The sequence below is a fragment of the Bacillus pumilus genome, assembly GCF_009937765.1.
GTDB classification, from domain to species: domain Bacteria; phylum Bacillota; class Bacilli; order Bacillales; family Bacillaceae; genus Bacillus; species Bacillus pumilus_O.
Map to the genome: position 1 here is coordinate 2,737,834 of NZ_CP047089.1, position 18,275 is coordinate 2,756,108.

At 36.8% G+C, this 18,275-nt stretch carries 22 protein-coding genes and 1 pseudogene; 5 read left to right on the forward strand and 18 right to left on the reverse strand.

Translation table 11 applies throughout. The features are described from left to right. The first annotated feature begins 1 nt into the window (after window position 1). Window positions 2-697, forward strand: a complete 696-nt coding sequence (locus GPS65_RS13435) for a YoaK family protein (protein ID WP_012010076.1) — start codon at window positions 2-4, stop codon at window positions 695-697. A gap of 40 nt (window positions 698-737) precedes the next feature. Here the strand turns inward: GPS65_RS13435 and GPS65_RS13440 are convergent, their stop codons facing one another. The 5 genes from GPS65_RS13440 to GPS65_RS19650 form a co-directional block, all read right to left on the reverse strand. Continuing rightward, on the reverse strand, window positions 738-971 hold the full coding sequence (locus tag GPS65_RS13440) for a hypothetical protein (protein ID WP_161985438.1): 234 nt from the start codon (window positions 969-971) through the stop codon (window positions 738-740). Window positions 972-1,430: 459 nt separating this feature from the next. Further along, entirely contained in the window at window positions 1,431-2,543 is a 1,113-nt protein-coding gene (locus GPS65_RS13445; protein ID WP_012010074.1) for a Rap family tetratricopeptide repeat protein, read from the reverse strand. Window positions 2,544-2,800: 257 nt separating this feature from the next. Then, window positions 2,801-3,685 (reverse strand): BclA C-terminal domain-containing protein, encoded by an 885-nt coding sequence (locus tag GPS65_RS13450; protein ID WP_161985492.1) that lies wholly within the window; start codon window positions 3,683-3,685, stop codon window positions 2,801-2,803. A gap of 44 nt (window positions 3,686-3,729) precedes the next feature. After that, window positions 3,730-4,074: a DUF3992 domain-containing protein gene (locus tag GPS65_RS13455; protein WP_012010072.1), complete on the reverse strand. Its 345-nt coding sequence runs from the start codon at window positions 4,072-4,074 to the stop codon at window positions 3,730-3,732. Window positions 4,075-4,148: 74 nt separating this feature from the next. Next, on the reverse strand, window positions 4,149-4,802 hold the full coding sequence (locus tag GPS65_RS19650) for a CotZ-related putative spore coat protein (RefSeq protein WP_144459878.1): 654 nt from the start codon (window positions 4,800-4,802) through the stop codon (window positions 4,149-4,151). Window positions 4,803-5,208: 406 nt separating this feature from the next. On the opposite strand from GPS65_RS19650, the gene GPS65_RS13465 reads away from it, so the two are divergent. Beyond that, the gene (locus tag GPS65_RS13465) at window positions 5,209-5,580 is read left to right on the forward strand and encodes an iron chaperone (protein WP_144456619.1); all 372 of its coding nucleotides are present in this window, start codon (window positions 5,209-5,211) and stop codon (window positions 5,578-5,580) included. A gap of 52 nt (window positions 5,581-5,632) precedes the next feature. Here the strand turns inward: GPS65_RS13465 and GPS65_RS13470 are convergent, their stop codons facing one another. Beyond that, window positions 5,633-6,214: an undecaprenyl-diphosphatase gene (locus tag GPS65_RS13470; protein WP_144456621.1), complete on the reverse strand. Its 582-nt coding sequence runs from the start codon at window positions 6,212-6,214 to the stop codon at window positions 5,633-5,635. A 140-nt stretch (window positions 6,215-6,354) separates the two neighbouring features. Further along, window positions 6,355-6,897: a GNAT family N-acetyltransferase gene (locus tag GPS65_RS13475; protein ID WP_144459879.1), complete on the reverse strand. Its 543-nt coding sequence runs from the start codon at window positions 6,895-6,897 to the stop codon at window positions 6,355-6,357. Between the two features lie 201 nt (window positions 6,898-7,098). Between GPS65_RS13475 and GPS65_RS13480 the strand changes: the two genes are divergently transcribed. After that, the gene (locus GPS65_RS13480; protein WP_144456623.1) at window positions 7,099-7,548 is read left to right on the forward strand and encodes a macro domain-containing protein; all 450 of its coding nucleotides are present in this window, start codon (window positions 7,099-7,101) and stop codon (window positions 7,546-7,548) included. Window positions 7,549-7,776: 228 nt separating this feature from the next. Here the strand turns inward: GPS65_RS13480 and GPS65_RS13485 are convergent, their stop codons facing one another. The 4 genes and pseudogenes from GPS65_RS13485 to GPS65_RS13500 form a co-directional block, all read right to left on the reverse strand. Further along, window positions 7,777-8,820: a YdcF family protein gene (locus tag GPS65_RS13485; RefSeq protein WP_144456625.1), complete on the reverse strand. Its 1,044-nt coding sequence runs from the start codon at window positions 8,818-8,820 to the stop codon at window positions 7,777-7,779. Window positions 8,821-8,871: 51 nt separating this feature from the next. Then, window positions 8,872-9,222, reverse strand: a complete 351-nt coding sequence (locus tag GPS65_RS13490) for a DUF1093 domain-containing protein (RefSeq protein WP_144459880.1) — start codon at window positions 9,220-9,222, stop codon at window positions 8,872-8,874. A gap of 663 nt (window positions 9,223-9,885) precedes the next feature. Continuing rightward, window positions 9,886-11,141, reverse strand: a pseudogene (locus GPS65_RS13495) (Y-family DNA polymerase). Continuing rightward, on the reverse strand, window positions 11,134-11,463 hold the full coding sequence (locus GPS65_RS13500; RefSeq protein ID WP_144456627.1) for a YolD-like family protein: 330 nt from the start codon (window positions 11,461-11,463) through the stop codon (window positions 11,134-11,136). The pseudogene GPS65_RS13495 and the gene GPS65_RS13500 overlap by 8 nt, the downstream one beginning before the upstream one ends. 143 nt (window positions 11,464-11,606) lie before the next feature. On the opposite strand from GPS65_RS13500, the gene GPS65_RS13505 reads away from it, so the two are divergent. Both GPS65_RS13505 and GPS65_RS13510 read left to right on the forward strand, forming a co-directional pair. Then, window positions 11,607-12,224: a hypothetical protein gene (locus tag GPS65_RS13505; RefSeq protein WP_144456629.1), complete on the forward strand. Its 618-nt coding sequence runs from the start codon at window positions 11,607-11,609 to the stop codon at window positions 12,222-12,224. A 34-nt stretch (window positions 12,225-12,258) separates the two neighbouring features. Further along, a complete protein-coding gene (locus tag GPS65_RS13510) occupies window positions 12,259-12,600 on the forward strand; it encodes a hypothetical protein (protein WP_144456631.1) in 342 nt (113 codons plus the stop codon). Window positions 12,601-12,708: 108 nt separating this feature from the next. Here GPS65_RS13510 and GPS65_RS13515 read toward each other — a convergent pair whose 3' ends face one another. The 7 genes from GPS65_RS13515 to GPS65_RS13540 form a co-directional block, all read right to left on the reverse strand. Next, window positions 12,709-13,278, reverse strand: a complete 570-nt coding sequence (locus GPS65_RS13515) for an SMI1/KNR4 family protein (RefSeq protein ID WP_144456633.1) — start codon at window positions 13,276-13,278, stop codon at window positions 12,709-12,711. Next, the gene (locus tag GPS65_RS19895; RefSeq protein ID WP_144456656.1) at window positions 13,259-13,357 is read right to left on the reverse strand and encodes an HNH endonuclease; all 99 of its coding nucleotides are present in this window, start codon (window positions 13,355-13,357) and stop codon (window positions 13,259-13,261) included. The genes GPS65_RS13515 and GPS65_RS19895 overlap by 20 nt, the downstream gene beginning before the upstream one ends. Window positions 13,358-13,431: 74 nt before the next feature. After that, complete coding sequence (locus GPS65_RS13525) at window positions 13,432-13,911, reverse strand: TIGR01741 family protein (RefSeq protein WP_144456635.1); 480 nt, start codon at window positions 13,909-13,911, stop codon at window positions 13,432-13,434. 5 nt (window positions 13,912-13,916) lie between these two features. Next, window positions 13,917-15,842 (reverse strand): T7SS effector LXG polymorphic toxin, encoded by a 1,926-nt coding sequence (locus GPS65_RS13530; protein ID WP_144497025.1) that lies wholly within the window; start codon window positions 15,840-15,842, stop codon window positions 13,917-13,919. Between the two features lie 167 nt (window positions 15,843-16,009). Further along, a complete protein-coding gene (locus tag GPS65_RS19300; protein WP_186299642.1) occupies window positions 16,010-16,177 on the reverse strand; it encodes a hypothetical protein in 168 nt (55 codons plus the stop codon). A gap of 164 nt (window positions 16,178-16,341) precedes the next feature. Further along, the gene (locus GPS65_RS13535) at window positions 16,342-16,992 is read right to left on the reverse strand and encodes a response regulator transcription factor (protein ID WP_144460024.1); all 651 of its coding nucleotides are present in this window, start codon (window positions 16,990-16,992) and stop codon (window positions 16,342-16,344) included. A 5-nt stretch (window positions 16,993-16,997) separates the two neighbouring features. Continuing rightward, window positions 16,998-18,176, reverse strand: coding sequence for a histidine kinase (locus GPS65_RS13540; protein WP_144456641.1), 1,179 nt, complete (start codon window positions 18,174-18,176; stop codon window positions 16,998-17,000). Between the last annotated feature and the right edge of the window lie 99 nt (window positions 18,177-18,275).

The following is an 18,275-nucleotide window of genomic DNA, read 5'->3' on the forward strand; positions in this document are numbered from 1 at the left end:
GATGACCATTTTGACCGCACATTCATTTCGAAATATCGCACTTATTTTCTTGTGCCTATCAGCAGGTATTGTGGATGTGATTGGCTATTTGAGCTTAGGGCATGTGTTTACAGCCAATATGACAGGTAATATCGTGCTGCTTGGCATTGCAGCAGGAAGCTCCTTGCAGCTTACGGCCCTTCATTCCATCACCGCACTAAGTGGATTTGTTTTAGGGGTTTTACTAGCTGTTGTGATAGGCGGTAAGCATGAGAAAACGTTTTGGCCAAAAGCCGTTACACGTATCTTTATCATAGAAGTCATGATACTACTTCTATTTGCTCTCATGACCATTTTCCCTTATACACAAGGTGCTTATTTTATGCTGATTATCCTTTTAAGTATGGCCATGGGCCTGCAGACAGCGGCCGCCCGCAAATTAAATGTGGCTGGCATTTCCACAACGGTTCTAACAAGTACACTCGCTAACCTATTTGAGGATTTGGCTCAGCGCATTTCACATCGGGAAAAAAGAAAAGCTCCCATTGAGCATGTCAGTTTCATGCGAATAGGCTCTATTGTCTTTTACTGCTTAGGTGCTGCTTTAGCGGCATACACAGATGCATTCGACCCGTTTATCATCATTTGGCTGCCTATCTCTATCCTTGGCATCATTGTGATAACTGCTTCAATTAAGCACTTTCATCAATTGAAATAGCCAATCATTAGATGGCTATTTCAATCACTGTAATGAAACACTAATGACTTCTTACATAAAAACCAGGAGGACGCCCCATAATGAACGTGGAGCCGTACGGATATCCAGAAAATGTCCCGAATCCACCGTATCCAGGGAAACCGCCTAAACCTAAGAACACACCAGGGCTCACATAATACCCGCCAAAGCCGATATGAGAACCAACCGGCCCAATATGTGCTCCTCCGCCGCTAAAACCGCCTCCATGAAAGCCTCCGTATACTCGTGGATACATACAATCACCTGCCTTCGGCTAACACCTATCACATCATATGCATGACAAATGGAGCGGTGTTCCGGCTTTTTCTATTACTTCTATGTACAATAGACCAATTCGAGAAAATTTGAATGAAAAGTCCTGCAAAAAATTAAATTAAGCAAAGAAAGGTGACCTTTTTAACTTGTTGCCTTGCCCTATATTTATTTAGAATAATGGGGCAGGTAACAAATTTGCACACCCCCTTTGTTGCGAATTCTTCTTATTAAACGTTCTTGTAGCGTTTAATAAGAAGAGCCTATTAACCACATAAAAAAACCCTTGCTGACGATCATCAACAAGGGCAAGAGATACATAGTGGATTAGCCACCAATGATTTTTTCTGCTACTTCGAAAGAACCCGCAACGTTTTGAGTCAGAACTGACGCAGCGATCGCTAAACCTACAACGAATAATACTTTTAGACCTGTTTTCATCTTAAATCAACCCCATTCTTTTCATATGTAAATCCGCTTCTAAACTTTTGTTCAAGTAAAAAACAGACTGCTCATAAAGTGCTTGCTTTTCACAATACTTAGCCGCAAAATGTGAAAGCTCTTTTACTTCATGATATTCATTCTTCTCTTCTAACTTTCTTAATTTCTCATCAATTTGCTGAAATCTTTGTGGTGCATTCGTTAAGTAAAGGTCATGGACGATGCCTATTTTCAGCTGAAACACTTCATGAGAAGCATCTTTTATTCTCGCATACGCAGCCTCTATATATTGGCTTGCACGCTGCTTTTCACCAATCACACAGAGTTCCCGGCTAATCAGATACGTAGAATGGAAAAAGAAATCCGACTCGTAATATTCTTGATGAGACAATGCTTTTTCAAGGTGACGTACTGACTCTTTCGGTTTGTTCCAAAATGAATACAAAATGGCCACATTGTGATGAAGCTGAGCCAGCATAAAATCATCCTGCTCGCTTGTCAAAACCTCTTCCGCCAGACGATAATTTTCAAGTGCCTCTTCATACCGGCCGATCTCTGTCTGATTCGCCGCTATGAGAGAATACGAAAGTGCCGTTCTTCTTTCATAATGCTTATGCCGTTTATAAACGTGAAGAGCTCTGCGAATATAGCTTAATGAGAGCATGATATGACTAAGCCGGTAGTAAAGCCAGGCCACCTTAAAATCAAAATCGGCACGTTCGATCTCACTTGGAATTTTATCTAAGAGCTTTTCAGCACTTTGATACATTTGCAATGCAACCTCGTAATTCCCTTGATGTTGCTCATACACACCCTCATAAAAATCAAAATAGTAGGCAAGTCGGTTAGATAAGTCCTCCTCTTTTTTTCCGTGAAGACTTTCTATACTTTTGGTTGAAACACTGCCCTTTTGACCTCTTAAATTGTACATGAGAATGTGATGCCTCTTCTCAAGAAGAGAATAATACATCAGGATGTCCGCATCATCAATTTCCTCTACTGCTTGTTTCGCTTTAGCAAATAGCCGTTCTGCCTCATCTGCATGATCTTTTTTAATTTCCATGTTCCAGTCATTTAATAATGATGCCAATTCCGCAAAAGGAATCTTGCTCATTCTACACCCCCAATCACCTTCAGCTGCAACACATGATTTCACTAAATATGGAACTTCTATTAGCAATTGCTAATTAGTCCATTTGAGATCATTTTAATATGAATCACTTGAATCTTCAATAACCGTTTCCTTTGAAAATGCGTTTCTTTCTTCTAGTCAATGAAGTTTGCGTAAAAATTCCGCCTTTTTTCAATTTTAAAGTAACCAGTCACCCTCGTGATGAAATAAAAAAAAGCCCTTTTTTGGGCTTTTAGTTCTTATTCCAATCGTATGATGGTAAGTGCCGCTCCAACAGACCCTCCCCCAAGTAACACCACTGTTGCGACTAAACCGAAAATTTGGAGAGAAATTTGGTTACCCGCTGCAAGTGTTGTAATAAGTGAGACATTGTAGGTAGATGCCGATAAAGCGGGTGTTAATATAGAACCAGCAATGGCAGATCCGCTGTTAATCAGCCTTGTTCCAGCAAGCAGCGCTGCATTTGTGTTCACTTGATATGTGATGAAATAGCGACCTGAGACTGGCACTGTAAAAATCGTATTTCCTCCACTTGCTGTAAAACCATCTAAGCTCTGATTATTAGGCAAAGAAACCGCTGTTCCGCCTAAGACAACAAGCACTGTACTTCCCGACGTATTGGATGCGTACATTGAGTTAGCGGTTACAATTGTGCCGGTCGCGCCGGTTACTCCAGTTACACCTGTTGGGCCTGTTGGACCCGTTATTCCGGTTGACCCAGTTGGACCCGTTGCTCCGGCTGCTCCTGTTGCACCTGTTATTCCAGTTGCGCCTGTTGCCCCCGTTGCTCCGGTTACTCCGGTTGCTCCCGTCGAACCTGTTATTCCGGTTGAGCCTGTTGCTCCGGTTACTCCGGTTACTCCGGTTGCTCCGGTTACTCCGGTTGCTCCCGTTACACCTGTTGCTCCTGTTGCTCCTATTGCACCTGTTATTCCAGTTGCTCCTGTTGCACCTGTTATTCCAGTTGCGCCTGTTGCCCCCGTTGCTCCGGTTACTCCGGTTGCTCCCGTCGAACCTGTTATTCCGGTTGAGCCTGTTGCTCCGGTTATTCCTGTTGCACCTGTTGCTCCCGTCGGGCCTGTTGGACCCGTTATTCCTCCACACATATTAAGCTGGGCGCACATGCCTCTCACTTCTTTCAAACTGTGGAATCTTCAAGACATACACACTAATACTGATAATTGAGAGAAAAAGAAACGACAATACTCCCAGTCGAGGTCCCACCAGTAGCTACAATCCCAATGGAGTTCAGATCACTAAGTGTAATGGATTGGCTCTCTCCTGGAGCTACAGTGAAGTCTGGAACAGCCGCACCGTTGACCTCTAATGTCACAGTTGGAGCTACAGCCACGATTCCGTTGTTTTCCACCATAATGGTCCCGTTTATGACAAATGGTGTTCCATCCGTCCAAACGACTACTGGATCCGCTGCTGCTGCTAAATCGACTGTGAAACATACCGCATCATTCACAAATCCTGTTTGCTCATTACTACACCCGCCTAATATAGCCATTTTAACCCTCCTTCAACCTATTCTTGATAGACTATGATCTAGTGATCTACGAAGATTGTGCGATTATCCCAGACTCACAGCCTTATTTTTTTCCTTTGCACCATGTTCAATTGAATGTCTAGGCATGCTTGCACCTTTTCAACGGTTTGATGGTTGAAAATCAACATCATATCTTTGACAGTAATCGAGCGACTTTCTCCCTTTTGAACACATATATCATGACATGCTCTTTTCGTTTGAATCGTGATAGTAACTGGCACATCTTGATCATCATGATGATGCAAAACCACTGTTGCTGTATTGAGTAATTTTGTTCCATTCCGCCAGATTTCAACCGAACTGGGCGATGTTGAAAAACCAAGAAGGATGTGGTGAGGTTCTATGTTCTTTAAAATGAGTGCATCATAGACGGGCAGATCTGCTTCAATCATTCCGCATAAAAAAGAAAGATCAACAAGGATCTTTGAACTGGATCGATATAAAACTTTCTGACAACATGTCGATCGCATGCAGCATGGGACAAGAAGCTCTAGCACCACACAATTCTGTTCTTCATTGATGGAAAGCAGAGAAAAATAGCAAGTCTTAAACACACTTTTTTCAAAGAACACCCATGAGTAGAAAGGTTCTCCATCTTCCATGAGTAGCAAAAAAGGAGGACTCATTGAACGCTTGTGAGTAAAGCTTTCATTTTTTGTTTGATTGTTTATCTCTTTCAGTTTACTCATCAACAGGTTTGTCACTTTCCATCAGCCCAATTCAATGCTGTATACAAATCCATATGGTCTTTTATCATATGTGCCTTTGACTATTTTGTGCGATTCGCCTAAAGATCAGTAACTAATTATCAGCGCAGCTTTTCATTTATCCAGTTTCTTTATATAATATGAACAATAACTTCCGCGCCTCAGTAGCTCTAGAAGGGAAGAGCGCCGTAAAACAAATTGTAGCTAACGGGTCGCAAGGCAAGGGTTTCAGAAGCACCGAAAAGCACACGAGCTGAGACAGGTGAAATTCCTGTCGGTGAAATTCCGTAGGGAAGCGTGTTGCCCCTAGCCTATGCTTACGAAAGGGGTGCGGGTTCGAATCCCGTCTGAGGCTTATGAGGTAAATGGAATGGGAGGATAAAACATCATGCATGTGTTTGAAGAATATGTAAGCAACATTGGTAATCCAGAGCTGAAGCAACGCACGCAAGACATTTTACAATGGATATTAGACACATTCCCTGAACTAGAGCCAAGAATTGCTTGGAATCAGCCCATGTTCACAGACCATGGCACATTTATTATTGGGTTTAGCGTGGCAAAACATCACATTTCTGTCGCACCAGAAGGTAAAGGAATTGAACACTTTTCAGCTGACATTGTACAAGCGGGTTACGATCATGGAAAAAAGATGTTTCGCATGAAGGAAAGCTTGCCAGTTGACTATCCTCTCCTAAAGAAAATCATCGAATTTAATATCGAAGACAAAGCGGATTGTACAACGTTTTGGCGAAAATAAAAAGAACCCCGATCTGAGCCATAAACAGATCGGGGCATTTTACTACAACATGTTATTTTGTACTCTTCCTTACAACGTTCTGCTCAAGCCACTCATAACAAGACAAGATGGCATTCACGCTCCTTTGGCATATCGGCAAATAGACAACAGTGACCGCTGTTAAACTCGCTATGATAGCACCTGCTAAGACATCAAATGGATAATGGACACCGACCCAAATCCTTGAAAAACCAACGGCGCACGCTATGAGCAGCCAGTAAACATGGCGTTTGTGAAAGAGCCAAAAGATTAGACAAACAGAAAAAATAAAGATGGTATGATCACTCGGAAAAGAGTTATTCACTTCCTTTTGAATCAAAAGATTGACGTGGCTCATTTCTGCAAAGGGCTGCTGATTGAAATAAAAGATCCCTGCGATTTTCCCAAGTAACTCTGCTAATATGAAGGTCAGTCCGGCAGATACGACCATCGCCCTATTGTACCTGCTGCGATTTTGAAACCATACAAACAGACACATGAGCGCTGCTAACAGCACTGTATATTCAGCTAGTCCAATAAATATCGGATTCAAGTAACCATGATCAATACTGAGCTGATTCACCCACCTAAATAAATCTTCATTGAATCGCCGCATCTCATTTCATTCCTTTTTCCCCGATTTATGACAAGGATAAATGAAATAAGATAACTCCTCCATCGAATGAACGAACAAACTATGGAATCATATGACATGTTTGTCACTTTGCTATCACTAAACATTATTCACTTTCTGGTCTAAAGAGAGTGATGTTGCTCCCATTCCTTTTTAAGTAAAGCATATTGGTACGTGTTTTCATATTTAGGGGTGCCGTCCTCATATGTAGTAAAAGAAATAAACTCAAGAAAAAAGCCTTCTTTTCGCATGCATAGTCGCTCACATAATGCCTGGGAACGGACATTATCATCTTCTACATAAGCATAAAGCCGCCTTGCTCTCTTTTCTACAAACAAATAGGACAAAAATGCTTCAGCACTCTCTCGTGCATATCCCTTTCCTTCATAAGCTTCATTGAAATTCCAGCCGATTGAATACGTATCAGGCTCCTCTTTTAAATGAAACAACTCACCGATCGTCTGCCCACTTTCTTTTAAACAAACCGCTATATATGAATGATCTTCTTTTCTCTTTTGCACGATAGCCAAAGCTTCTTCTAATGTAGAAATTCGATCAGTGAGAAAACAATTTACTCTTGGATTAGACAAGTACTCAAGCATTCCTGCTGCATCTTCATCGCAAAACGGTCTAAGAATTAAACGATTCGTTTCTATTTGATTCATAAATAACTCCTCTTTGCATCATTTCGTATTTTCTAGCCTCTCCATATTTTAGATGACATGGACAGACTTTGACAATCAAGTTATCGTAAACTGTCTTCAATAAATGAAACTCATTAAAAATATTTTGCTATTAAATAATTTGATCAAAACTGATAAAATAGAACCTATGTTTCTATTTTAATGAAAAAGGGGTTACACGATATGATCAAAACAGTGGATGGCAACATTTTAGAGGCAAGTGAAGACATCATCTGTCACCAGGTGAATTGTAAAGGCGTCATGGGCGCTGGATTAGCCAAACAAATCAAAAGCAAATACCCCAATGTATACAAAGAGTATAAACAATTATGTACAGAACAAGTAGATGACTTGCTAAGTTCCGTTCAACTCATCTCAACAAATGACAGAAAAACAATTGCCAACCTATTCGCTCAAACCGGATACGGAAGAAAAAGAATGCAAACGGATTACGATGCCTTACGCAGCTGCTTACAAAGCCTAAAAGACACAGTAACCCATTCAAACCAAACGTCCATCGCCATTCCTTACGGGATCGGCTGTGGACTGGCGGGTGGCGATTGGACGATTGTGGAAGAGATGATTGAAGATGTACTGGGTGATTGTGAGGTGACGGTTTATCAGTTTAGATAATGGAATGAGGTTTTTTGAAACATAATGACAAAACCCTCCTTAAATTGGAGGGTTTTGTACTTTAGTTATCTTCTTTATTTTTTAAATAATTGAATACAGCTTCTTCTGATTCACCTAAAATATGTTCTCGAAGACTTCGAATTACTGAGATGTTAACGAATGAAATAAACAGTGTCCCCCTCTCCACCGCTGCATCACGGAATAAATTAAAGATATTACGTCTTTTCCTTAATATATAACTCTTGCTATTATACTTATTAAAACAGCTAAAATTGTTGAGATCATAACTATACCAATAATTAATGAATGTTGTCGCTTCTTCATACTTATAATAGCTACATACTCTCTTATAAAGGCATTTATCCAAAAATAAAGCTTTGTCTTAGAACCATAACCATATATTTTTAAACCCATTTCTTTAGCTATTAAAGACGCTCTCAATATATGGAAATTACTCGATACTAGTACAGCCTTATAGTTTTTACTCAATCTACTCATTATATCTTTTGAATAAAGAATGTTTTCTTCCGTTGTTTTAGAGCGTGTTTCTTCTATTATGACATTATCATTTAAACCTTTTTGTTTAGCATAGTTTGCCATTGCTTTCCCTTCGGGTAAACTTTCATCTTCTCCCTGGCCGCCAGAAAATATTATTTTAATACTTTCATTATTCTCATATTTGTTACGGATTTCTATAGCTTTATCAATTCTACTTGCTAGTAAAGGGGGTACTTTATCATTTATTAAGCCACTACCTAAGACAACAATAAAATCAGGCCGTTCAATTATAGGTAACTTTTGCAAAAAATATGTATTTACAAAAACTATAATATGTACTATAAAATATGTATAAACGATTGTAATTCCAATACTAATAAACCCTACCTCCCTAATATACTGATAATTATTTAAAATCGCAATACATACTATATATAAGATTAAACTAACTAAAACGATTAATGTTAAGCTATTTGCAAACTTTTTACCTTCTAATTTCCTTACTTTGATTCCATTATATAAAAGAAAAGGTAAAAACCACCATAAAAAACTTAAATAGAAGACCATAAGGATAACTAGTAAAAGTACGCCTAGAATGGGGATTATAGAAACTTTACCCAGCAATGAGATGAGGCTAAAGGGAAATAAAACTACGGAGGTTATTACTAAAAAACCGTTAATCATATTTCTTCGATCATACAATATTGATAGTATTAAACTGATTACTGATAATATAAATAGAAACCATAAAAATAAAATCAGCCATATATCCATAATATTCTCCAATTCATAATTATTTAAGAATCCATAAACATGCTATAATGTTTATGGATTCTTATTTTTTTCAAAATTAGACTTAGATGTTTCTTCAATCTTACTTACTATAGACCTTCTTTCTTCCCATTTAACAAGGTATGCTTGATTCTTCTTAATTGGATTCAATAAGCTCACTTTAAGATTTTCACTCTTACCATCTTTATAACCTGATACTTCATAAATATAATACTTGATTGACTTCCCTTGATCATTTGTCTCATGTTTTATTTTAGGGTCTTCAGTATTATAAATATAATAATCATTTGTTTTATAGTAACCTTGATCAGAAAATAAATAATACCCTCCGAATGATGCCATTCCTAAAATAACTAAAAATAATATTAATGCAAACTTATTCATAATTTTATTCTCCTCTTTAATCTAATAAATTGCTGTATATATAATTACAACAATAATCATTATTGACACACTTGATAAGAATATATACTTATTTCTATTTATTTTTCAAACTGTAGAATCTTCACTGTACATATACCGACTTTTAACCATATATAATCCTACTATGAAGAAGTTAAGAATTTGTATACTGTCATTCACGATAAAATCTCATCCCATAAACACGAAAAGTTTTTATAATAACACTAATAAGATAAACAGACATAATGCTTAGGGCTATGTTTATTAATATACTAGATGATAATCCATATAAAACCACAACAATAAATCCCAGTAAAACATAATGCCGGTATATTATTGCAAAACCTCTAATGAAATCTAAACTCTTTATTCTTTTATTCATTGCTCACTCCTTTTAAATTCTAAATTGCATACGTATAATAACTTCATTATCTGAGATGCTTTTTAGACATCCATTATTTTTTCCTTACATCTTTAACATATCATATTATAATAAAGGCTCACTACAATATTATGTGACAATTACTGTATCTATATAACAATATTGTCACTTTCAAAATTATAACATGTGAACAAATCAGCAAATGATTGGTGATTTAATGCAGTATTACTTATATATAACTGAAAAAATGCATATTTTCAATATTAGCTTCTATGACCACCAGTTAAACCAGCTCTGTGCAATGCAGTACCGCCTTTCGTGTATGAAACAGCCCTCAACAATGCTTTTGAACCATATTTATTTCTAGTGCCATCCTTAACATAACCCAACTGTCTTTTTTTCTCTAATCCTCTTTCATCGAATAAAGTTAACTGTTGATTGGCATCTTCTTCAATTTTCCCTAATGTGACTGAAATACTTCTGACCGTCTTATGCTGATATAACGTGTTAAACAACTCCGTACACGTGTTATAGATGTCCATAGTGATATTGGTTGGACTTTCAATTGTCTTGCTTCTGTGGAACCCACCGTCATATTCTTCTTTGCTATATCCGATACCTAAACTAATCGTTCTTCCTACTTTGTTATGATCCCTCGTTCGTTTAGCAACCTCTTCACATATTTCGAGAATGACTGCTTTTATTTCATCTTTTGTCGTGTAGTCTCTGAGTAAAATCTGACTTTTCCCAAAACTCACTTGTCCCTGTAACACTGGTGCACCTATTTCAGATAAATCAATTCCCCAAGCATGGTGGAACATCTGATTCCCCATCACTCCGAACTTCTTTTCTAAAGTTTCAAGTGAATATTTAGCTAATGCGCCAACTGTGAATACTCCCATTCGATTCAAATTTTGTTCCATTCGTCTCCCAATTTCCCACATTTTAGAGATTGGTCTAACTGGCCATAGTTTCTCTGGAATGTCTTCATATCTCCATCTGACGATACCATTTGACGCTTTCTTGCTTTCTAAATCCAAAGCAAGTTTGCTGATCAGCATATTGTCACCGATCCCAATTGTACAAGGTAAGCCAAATTTCCGCATGATAGCATCCTGTATGTGTTCTGCTATTTCTTCAACACTGTTCCACATTCTCATAACACCATCAACTTTTAAAAAGGATTCATCTATGGAGTAAGTGTGAACATCACAATCTGGAACGTAACGATAAAACAATTAAGTGATTTTCGTTGAAACGTTTATAAAGGTATCCATTTTAGGGTTAACTATATGGATTCTTGAATCATTGGGAATCTCGAATAGCCTCGATTCTGTCTTAATCTTAAAATCTTGTTTGAGTTTAGGGCTTGCTGCTAACACGACACTCCCCTGTCTCTCTGTGTTGCCAACTACAGCTAAATAACACTCTAATATCATAACTGCTGAAATGGAAGCGTAGAAGGATTTCATGTCTACACACAGTATTTTTGACGTGGAAACTTGGTGTAATCAATCATAAGAAACTCCCACTATATCATCTAATAAAATAAAGTGAATATCATCTGACATATCCTTTATATGCAGCACCTTTTTTTCGTAATTGATGTATTGTGTGAAACCTTTAAGTTTATTGACAATTCCTGACTCATAAATTGAAAAAATTAACGGCTTGTTAACACTCATTGCGTAAGCAATTGTTGCTTCAAACTCTTCTGCTTGTTGTTCATCTATAATTGGTTTATCTATTTTTTTCGTTTCTGCTAAATCATGCTTAAGTCGTGCAACATGCTCAGGTAACATCATAGCTGTCCATTTAATCGCACCTCTGTCTCTAAGCATTTAATCACTCCTTCTTGAATGATTAAATAGTTACAGAACAAACGTTCTTTATCAATGTATTTTCAGAACTTTTGTTCGATGTAAAATTGGTATACAAATTCTATCCTTCTGTTAATTTATGTATAACAATTAGGAGGTTAACAATGTCACTTACATCGAACTTAAGCAAAGTAACACAATTCAAAGAAATAGTTGCTGCTATTGCGCCTAAAAAGAAAGATTTCAAGACTGCAAGTGGGAATAATCCCTTTTCTAAAGAGTATGAAATGTTAGTGCCATACACATTGGAGAAATCATCTGATGCAAGCTTAATAGGGACTGCCTTTGATTACTTGGCAAGGTTTAGAATAGCCCAAATAATAAATAAAAAAATGAGATTCGAAGAACTTGTTGCCTATAAAGGACTAAAAAAATTGCAGAAAGACACTGGAAATAATGGCTTAGAAGATAAATATTATTCGTCTATTCAAAAAGGAATTGATATGTATGTCAAAGGTGATTTAGCATTAAATAGTGATGTTTGTGTGACCGCCTTAAAACTTGGGAATCTAGAGAGATATTCTAGAGCGAATGTGCCAGGGGTTACTGAGGCTGATATTTTCGATATACAAAAAATAGACATGTTAACTAATGAACTCACTGGATTAATGGAGACATTTGAAGAAAAATTCATTAGCAGTGGATTTGTTAAAACAGACAGCAAAGTAGTTTTCAATCCTCACTTTGGGGTTGCTTCCCTAAGATGCAGATATTCTAGTTGATGATGTGTTATATGATTTCAAAGTGGTTAAAGATGTGGGATACAAGTCTGCGGACGTTCTTCAGCTAACTGGATACTTCCTTCTTAATCAACTTTTAAAGGAAATAGAGCACAACTATAACGTATCAGAAAGCCTTCCTTTCGATGACATTGAATTCAGTAAAATTTGTCTTTATAAAGCAAGATTCGGCGAATGTGAATACTTTGATTTTAATGATATCAACGACCAAGATATTCGTGCTGCGCTTATAAGACTTGCTGAATACTTTTTGAGCAATCCTGATAAAACTGTTAAGTATACATTTTTAAAAGCAAATCCTCATTATGATCTAGCTGACTATGATGATGCTTTGCGTTCTATAGCTAATTCAAACTAAGGCACCCCTTTTTGGTGTTTTTTAAATTAAAAAGGATGCATTTCAGCAACCTTTAAACTTAAATGTCATTAAATTAAAAGCAACATTCATAGATAGTTTGTATAACTTTTAGTCTCTCTCCTTTAACATTTTTATGAGATCGTCACTAAGTTGGATATCAATATCTTCTGTATCACTATCTTCATCATCATCTTCAACAACAAATAACCCTTCAATAAACCCAGTAAAAGTATCAGCAATCAGGAACAGATCCTGGTCTCTATCTCTAAGTTCATGATCCCAAAAATAAATTTCCCCTTGATTTATTTCACTAACATCTAAACAAATTAGGTCTCCGCCATCTGCGTCTGCGATAGGAATTATTTGTTCTAGTAATTGTTCTTTATATGTTTTTATGGCTTCTCGTATATCATAATCATTCTGTTCCAATCCATAAAACAATTCGACTGGCACTGATTCACCAACTAACCAAACTGGTTTTTCTCTTAGAGAGGTATATACATTGTCCTCAATCCAACATTCCCCGTATTCATTAATAAAACTTTTATAATCAGAAGAAATGTGATATCCGTTTTCTTCTTCTATTTTATTCATTTCGTATAATAAACTATTTGTTTTGGTTGATCTGATATCAATAGTGTATTGATCAAGTTTTTCTTTAATCCATTGAAAAATCATTTTTGTAGCCTCCTCTTAAGTCTGATGCTCCACCAATATGTGGCACATTTTTATGTAAGTCAGTCGGAACAAGTTGGATCTTCTTAGCCTACTTTTTCTAGAGCCAATTCATATCTAATACAAAAACCCTCCTTTATTTTGGAGGGCAGTGTGTTAGTTGTTTTCTTCTTTATTTTTAAGATAATTCAGCACGGCTTCTTTATCTTTCTCGTCTTCGGGTAAAAACCCGAACGTTTTATACTCCCATACAGCTCTTCTCTGGATACCATAAAGCCCTATAGATAAAATATCTTCATAGCCATAATTAATTGAGAATTTACCTGTTTTATCTAATTGGAGGGTAGCTGTTGTCCAAGCACCTAAATTAATTTGTACATATGCTTTTTTCAATTCTTCAAAAATTTTACTGAGTTCGTATAATAAGTGAATGTATGTTGATTTACTTACATTATATTTAAGTGGAATTTCATGTCCATAAACATACTCTTCACTATTAGTCTCGTTGAAACAAAATGTAATTCCAGCCGAATCATCTAGTATTTCTGCATACATCCAAACTTTATCCCAATCACACGGTATTAATTCATTAATTGATTCTGCTATTTTTTTATAATAGTGTTCTATTGATTCCATTATCTTTAACCTCCAGGTTGATTCTTGATAAATTCTTGAACATAACTTTTTCCGATTTTATATTCTACAAAAAAACTCTCGGGTCTTAACAAATCACCCTGATAAATAGGCTCAATACTTACCTCTACATGTTTTGGTGGAATCTCTTTTAGTGCAGCCAACCATTCCTGCTCCATGTTGTACCATTTACCGCCACTTCTATTAATCTGTGAACTCATCGGCACAAGATTATCAATATCCCCAGACCCTTTAAAAATAGATGCAATCAAATGACCTCCGTCATCTTTTAATAATCGGTCTGGCTTACCTGAATTAGACTGAGCATATTGGTTTCTTTTGACCTCCCCGTATTTTAAATCACTTGCTTCGACTTTGACAATACGTCCATAGTGAACGGTAGTGTATGAGTACCCTTGTTTTGTTGTATAAACTACATTTGGTTTTAATACCTTCTTGCGTTTCCATTTCACATATTGATCTCCGTAACTGACAACAGTCGGTGGTGATTTTGGTGCAGGTAATCGTCTACCTGTCTTAGAGATACCATATACAGGCTGATTGTCCAAGTGTTTTGCCATGGAAAGAAGTTTACTTTTTAGATTCTCCCCATCAAACACATTGTAAGGAAGTTTCCCTCCACCAGCCATTTGAAACTTTGGTGAGTACGGCAATAGATTCGGAAGAGAGACTTTGTCTAATGATTTTGCTCCTTGTTCAAGCCCTTTCTTCACTGTAGTTTTCGCTGCGGTTGTCCACGTTTTTGTGATGGCTCCCGCCCCTTTAGAACCAAAGACAATTTCTGCGAGTGAACCAGTCGCATAGGCGAACCAGTGTGACCGTGAATACGCATCACCATCTATGACTTCTTTTTCGAATGAGTCTGAAATCGCTTTTCCAATCGCTTTTGATGTTTCAATTGGATGAGAAACAGCCGTTACGACTGATTCTACGGCGCCACCAGGATCTGTTACAAGATCGTAGATGCCTACTACTGTATCTTTGGCCACATCATATAGACCCACTGCAGCACCTTTTACACTATCAACGAATACATCTGATGCTTCTTCCTGCGCTTTGATTTGGAGCAGCTGGCTATAATACAATTTTTGATCGTAAGAAAGATTTTCATATCCAATTTCGTCTACAATCTCAAAGTATTTCTCTACTGATAGACACGAAGGATCATTGAGCTTTTCTTTCAATTCTTTGATTCTTCTTTTCTCTTTTTCTTCTTTTTTCGCCTTTAAATATGCTTTCACCTGTGCATCGATTTTATCATGATTCTTGTACACATCTGTCTCATGAAATGCTTTTGCATCATAATACATGGGCTGAGCGTTCTTACCTTTTCCTGTAGCAGCCATCTTTTTTGTATAAAAAGTTGCAAGGTGCTTCTCAATCGCTTCTGATTTTTCGTGTTCTGTTTTTAGCGCATGATCTAATGTATGTATAGCCTCAATTGCATCTTTTCTTTTTTTGTTAGCATCATCTAAATGCTCATCTACCTCTTTGCTGGAAAATGTCTGTAATTCAATCAAATCACTAATATCGTCAAAAATCGTTGATAGAGCTTCTTTTTGTTCCTTGACCATATCTTTATTGTTTTGAATGCCTTGCTTCAATTGAGCATCTAGGAAATGCTCATCAATAAATGTACTCCCTCCTAATGATTCATCATCTAGCTTCCCTTTCACTCCATCTAAAAAAGCCTTTTGCATATCGATAAAATCAAGATAAGTGTCTGTGTATAGTGCAAGATCATTATAAAAAGCTTTGATATTATCAGCACCTTTTCCAGTAAACTCATCACCTAATCCCGATACACCTTTCAGTGCTTTTTTCACAAGTTTCATCTCTTCTTGAAGCTCATGATAGGCCTTTGACCTCTGTTCGACAGCTGATAGTAAAGATGGAGCATCTAATATTTTCATATAAAAAGACTCCTTTTATGGAATATTCTTTTACTAGAATACCATAAGGAGCCTGACACTTTAATCCATTTTATTGTTTATTAACCAATTATCCATACAGAGCTACCTCTTGATGCGAAGGTTTTGAAAAACACGCCTGTGTCATGCCATGCATAAGAGCATGTCTTTTATTGATCTTTTAGTTTTTTGAAAACCACAAATTGATATAATCCAAATAGTACGGTTAAGGTGATAATTGCAGTAAATATCTGATCGACTGGAAGCAAGAAATATACGACAATAAAAGATAAAAGCAAAACAAAATAACCTATGCTGAACGCTTTTTTGAATGTCATTTATTTGACCTCCTTTTTCAATCCTATCACGTTTCACCTCACTACATAACCAATTTTCCCCTAATGAACAAAAAAAGACCCCACCCCTTTAAGGATAGGCGTTTTATTTTAATACTTTTTGGAGTATCGTCTTTGTGGATAATTAGAAGTTCCTAATGATTCATTTAAAAATGAATGATGCCAAATTCTACTGCCGTTTTAATTGCTTCAGCTCTTGATGTAACTTCTAGTTTTTGATAAATATTTGTTAAATGTTCTTTTACCGTTCTTTCTGAAATCCCCATATCAAATGCGATTTCTTTACTTCTAAAACCTCTTGCCACCGCTTGCAAAAAAAGCAGCTCTTTTCCAGTCAGCAAGCTGTTCTCTCTTTCTGTTTTTTCTTGAGTTTCCTGATGTTCTGTTGACTCAAAAATTTTTGTAGCTACATTTGATTGAAGTAAAATGTCTCCTCTTATAGCAGCTTCAATCGTGTTAAATAAATCTTCTCTACTGGCATCTTTTAATAGGTAGCCTTTTGCACCCAATTTCAGCCCTTGAACCATCAATTTATCTTCATTATATGTAGTCAGTATGAGCACTGGAATATTTAATTGAAGAGATTGCATTTCTCTCAGCATATCAAGCCCATTCATTCTAGGCATGTTCAGATCGAGTAACACAAGGTCCGGCGCTTCCTTCTTCATCACATCCAGTCCAATATCTCCATCTTCCGCTTCTCCAACTACTTCAAACCGGTGATCTGTTTCAAGAATTAATTTTAATCCTTCTCTAACTACATAATGGTCATCAACAATCACAATTCGATAAGACAATGTATTTACTCCTTTTTCAAAGGTATGGTAACCGTTACTTGTGTACCTTCATTTTTTGTACTTTTCAAGCAGATTTGTCCGTTTACGAGTCGTACACGTTCTGTCATACCAATTATGCCATAATGTCCAAAAGTGGATTCATTTTTTTTCTCATCAAATCCCACTCCATTATCTTTAACTTCTAAATAAATTTGGTCGTCTTGTTGTTCCAAGACCACCCAAACGAGACTGGCTTTGGCATGTTTTGCGATATTTGTTAAGCATTCACTGACAATATAAATAGTATGTTCTATAAGAAAAGGCGACACTTGATAAGAGTCAGATATTTTCTTATGAACTGGAATATTCGTCGCCTCCATAAAGCGATTAACTTCACTCTTAACCGAATCAGCTAAATCATGTTGATCTTTCCCTTGCATTCTAAGATCGTCAATAACCATTCGTGCCTCAGCCAATGTTTTTCGCGCTTGGCTCATTGAACCTTTAATAATATTTTGAGCACGCGTCACATTCTGCTTGTCTAAGTGTGCTTGAACTGCTTCAAGCTGCATAATAATACCTGCAAGTCCTTGGGCTAGAGTATCGTGTAGGTCTCGCGCCATTCTTTGACGTTCATTTGCAAGTGTCAGCTCCTCAACTTGTCGGTGTGCGAGCTCTAGCTCTTTTAGAAAGATTTGTGTTCTAATTCTAGCTTTCACTTGTCTAAAAAATAAAATAGAATACGCGAAGACCACAATTAAAATTAAAAATAAAATAGGAATGTATACCGTCAGATCATCTGTATCATTAACTAAAATAAGTGCAAGAAAGAAAAGCACATAAAAGCTAAGCCCTGTCAATATCACCTTCAAGGTATGATAGTACACACCAATACTTTGTGCAATGAGAACCGGTAAGAGACCTATTAGGATGACAGGGGAGGCTGCTTGCATGACTGAGACACAAAGTAAAACGATAATCCCTTGAATCAGAAAATATACCCATGGATTATTTTGGAACCAATAGAATGACCACCAATGTAATATAAGATGTATGATAATGAGTGCAGAAAAAAACAAACCCGACATCGACCATTGTGTAGTGATAAATTGAATATAAAAAAGACCTGACTGAGTGTCAGCCAGGCTCACAAAGGGGTCAATCCTATTCTTATTATAACTAAAACAAAACAGCCAACCGAACATTTGTTCTTATTTTATATTTCGAAATTTTCCAAAATAAAGTAAAATATATTTATAGATATTTTATTTAATTAAATCAAAAGGAGGCATCAAATGAACACA

Coding starts and splice junctions, on each gene's coding strand:
- GPS65_RS13515 (WP_144456633.1), bottom strand. CDS start 13,278: ATGATTTTTCAATGGATTAAAGAAAAACTTGATCAATACACTATTGAT.
- GPS65_RS13490 (WP_144459880.1), bottom strand. CDS start 9,222: ATGAATAAGTTTGCATTAATATTATTTTTAGTTATTTTAGGAATGGCA.
- GPS65_RS13440 (WP_161985438.1), bottom strand. CDS start 971: ATGTATCCACGAGTATACGGAGGCTTTCATGGAGGCGGTTTTAGCGGC.
- GPS65_RS19300 (WP_186299642.1), bottom strand. CDS start 16,177: ATGACATTCAAAAAAGCGTTCAGCATAGGTTATTTTGTTTTGCTTTTA.
- GPS65_RS13450 (WP_161985492.1), bottom strand. CDS start 3,685: ATGTGCGCCCAGCTTAATATGTGTGGAGGAATAACGGGTCCAACAGGC.
- GPS65_RS13465 (WP_144456619.1), top strand. CDS start 5,209: ATGCATGTGTTTGAAGAATATGTAAGCAACATTGGTAATCCAGAGCTG.
- GPS65_RS19650 (WP_144459878.1), bottom strand. CDS start 4,802: ATGAGTAAACTGAAAGAGATAAACAATCAAACAAAAAATGAAAGCTTT.
- GPS65_RS13435 (WP_012010076.1), top strand. CDS start 2: ATGACCATTTTGACCGCACATTCATTTCGAAATATCGCACTTATTTTC.
- GPS65_RS13505 (WP_144456629.1), top strand. CDS start 11,607: ATGTCACTTACATCGAACTTAAGCAAAGTAACACAATTCAAAGAAATA.
- GPS65_RS13485 (WP_144456625.1), bottom strand. CDS start 8,820: ATGGATATATGGCTGATTTTATTTTTATGGTTTCTATTTATATTATCA.
- GPS65_RS13470 (WP_144456621.1), bottom strand. CDS start 6,214: ATGCGGCGATTCAATGAAGATTTATTTAGGTGGGTGAATCAGCTCAGT.
- GPS65_RS13445 (WP_012010074.1), bottom strand. CDS start 2,543: ATGAGCAAGATTCCTTTTGCGGAATTGGCATCATTATTAAATGACTGG.
- GPS65_RS13500 (WP_144456627.1), bottom strand. CDS start 11,463: ATGCTTAGAGACAGAGGTGCGATTAAATGGACAGCTATGATGTTACCT.
- GPS65_RS13525 (WP_144456635.1), bottom strand. CDS start 13,911: ATGGAATCAATAGAACACTATTATAAAAAAATAGCAGAATCAATTAAT.
- GPS65_RS13540 (WP_144456641.1), bottom strand. CDS start 18,176: ATGTTCGGTTGGCTGTTTTGTTTTAGTTATAATAAGAATAGGATTGAC.
- GPS65_RS13475 (WP_144459879.1), bottom strand. CDS start 6,897: ATGAATCAAATAGAAACGAATCGTTTAATTCTTAGACCGTTTTGCGAT.
- GPS65_RS13530 (WP_144497025.1), bottom strand. CDS start 15,842: ATGAAAATATTAGATGCTCCATCTTTACTATCAGCTGTCGAACAGAGG.
- GPS65_RS13455 (WP_012010072.1), bottom strand. CDS start 4,074: ATGGCTATATTAGGCGGGTGTAGTAATGAGCAAACAGGATTTGTGAAT.
- GPS65_RS13480 (WP_144456623.1), top strand. CDS start 7,099: ATGATCAAAACAGTGGATGGCAACATTTTAGAGGCAAGTGAAGACATC.